At 42.1% G+C, this 2421-nt stretch carries 2 protein-coding genes; both read right to left on the minus strand.

What is annotated here, in order from left to right:
* Positions 1-1964: FUSC family membrane protein (locus WKF69_RS14755; RefSeq protein WP_340382839.1), on the minus strand; the 1964-nt coding region annotated here is incomplete at its 3' end.
* Between the two features lie 53 nt (positions 1965-2017).
* The gene (locus WKF69_RS14760) at positions 2018-2383 is read right to left on the minus strand and encodes an Ohr family peroxiredoxin (RefSeq protein ID WP_340382840.1); all 366 of its coding nucleotides are present in this window, start codon (positions 2381-2383) and stop codon (positions 2018-2020) included.
* Between the last annotated feature and the right edge of the window lie 38 nt (positions 2384-2421).

A 2421-nucleotide genomic window follows, 5' to 3' on the forward strand; every position in this document is an offset into this window, starting at 1 on the left:
ACTTCAGTCAGCGTATATAAAGATTTACGAATAAGTTTTACATGACTTTCGTTAGTGTCTGGTTTATCGGCATTTTGCAAATTTGTTATTAATGTCGCTATATAGGACGATAGTATGTGATTCAGCACCACAAACTTATGGATTTCCTTATTATTTTGCTGCTTGCTCTTAGGTTCAGATTGCATCCGTTGAAAAGCGCTCCCAAGATTGGCTGAACTCACATAAACATCCTTTCGGGCTAATTTATAAGAAGTAATATCAAAAGGCCTTTCGGCGAGTTCATCAGCTACTTTTAGCAAATAGTGATAATTAGCTACCAATGCCTCGCGCATATAATTTCTCAGATGATCGTATTCCCAATTTGGAAGTATTATGAAACTCGCGGCTAGCGCGATGAGTGACCCTATAAAAGTATCAACGATTCGCTCCTGAGCTATAGTTATATTATTCTCGCCAAGAAAGCTAAACAGTATCAGCGTGTAAGGCGTCATGAACAATACGCTTACGATATAATTTAATCGCTGAAAGCTGAATGTTCCCACCATGAATATGAGAAGGAAGATAAATAAGGTGTACTGGTCTGTGACAAAGATCAGGATCAATGCGCCGGCAACACCACCGCATAGTGTCCCTATCAACCGCTGAACATTCCGCTGTTTGGTGAGGCTGAAAGCGGGTTTAAGTATTACAAGAATCGTTAAAAGGATCCAGTAACTATGATGTCCAAAAGGAAACAGCTTGGAAACCAAATACCCGATAAGGCACATCAGTGCTACGCGAATCGAGTGCCGGAAAATCGAAGATTCAAAGGTAAGGTTTCCTTTCAGGATCTTAATATCAAAGTCCTGGTGTGATACAAACTTTTTCAGGTCTTCCGGACTCCGGATGCTTACACCCGAGAGCTGGGAGTTATCAAAATAACTGTAGATCTTTCGTACCCTGCTGGCCATATTACGAACATTGATCAGGATCTTTTTTAATACCAGATTACTGATGTTGTATTCTTCAACTCTATCGATGCTAATCTTTAGCGTGTCAAGCTCGGCTTTATAATGGTGAAGCCGCTCAGGCCTGTCATTGCTGACAATGAAATAACTGAGGTTTTCCAGTTCTTCACTAAACTTTACGATGACATCCCTAAATCCTTTCAGTGCGTCAGTTCTTCCATAGGTATTTCTGATCGCCTGATAATCATAATGAGTAGCCATTGTTTGTTCAAAAAGATCTACGATATCCACGAATACCAATATCAGGAGTCGCCCGGAGCTGGTTGATTCCTTAACCATCAGCTTGCTTTTAAAAAGCAGTTCCCTAACATTGTCCTGATGCTGGTGAACTATAACCTGTTGTTCTACAAGTTTTTTATAGTTCTCATCATGGTCGGTTGCCAGATCATAAAAATCTGCTTTTATCTTAACGAAAACGGCCACCTCGCGGATACATTCTCCCAAAGCCTGCTGAGCAAGGCGATATGGCCTGATCTGACTTAATGAGATACTAAGCAGTGTATACCAAATTCCACCAGCCAGAATATAAAGTGCGTGCTTCCAGATGCCCGCATGCGCTACAACATCCTCATCAATTGTAAGGATCATAATTATTAAAGCAGCAGTTCCGATTGACGAGGCCCGGTTGCCGTAGACCGAAAACATTGAAAAGAAAAAGCATAAGACCAGTATTTCCAGGCCGACAAGTATTGGGCTCCAGTTAATAAGGCTTGTTAAAACTGCGGTAAGAAATACAAAAAGATTGCAGAAAAGCATTCCATTCCGCTTGTGAACAACGGGCCCGGGATTGTCGGCTATGCTAACGCAAAGTGCACCAAGAGAAATTGTGAGACCTACAGACAGCCGGTCGAGGTTATAAAAAACAAGAGAGGGGAGAAGGACACCAAAGGTTATTCGTAGTCCATCGGAAAAATACTGGCTGAATATAAAAGATTTAATTTCCCTAGACTGGTTCATTCACACAAAAATACCCTTATCTGAACTGATTAACAATTCAGATAAGGGTAAATTTACACTGCGGTAACTCGGGTTTCGACGTTTCCGCGAGTGGCTTTAGAATATGGGCAGACCCGGTGTGCCTTGTCGGCCAGTTTCTGGGTTTCTTCCGCAGTAAAGCCTGGAATATGGACATCGAGCTCCGCGGATAGTGCAAAGCCATTACCATCTTTATTGAATGTGACATGAACATTTACAGTAGCTTCAGATACATCAGCTCCTTCATGTTCAGCTATTGTTCCTAAGGCCCCGAGATAACAAGCTCCCCACGCCCCGGCAAACAGTTGTTCGGGATTAGAAGAACCGCCCTGTCCGCCCATTTCATGTGGTTTATGGAGATCCATTTCTAATATTCCGTCTGAGGTGACTTGTCCTGACATAGGTTGACAAAAAACAAGGTCAACGATGAATAGAAATC

The organism is Daejeonella sp. (assembly GCF_037719425.1).
GTDB lineage: Bacteria > Bacteroidota > Bacteroidia > Sphingobacteriales > Sphingobacteriaceae > Daejeonella.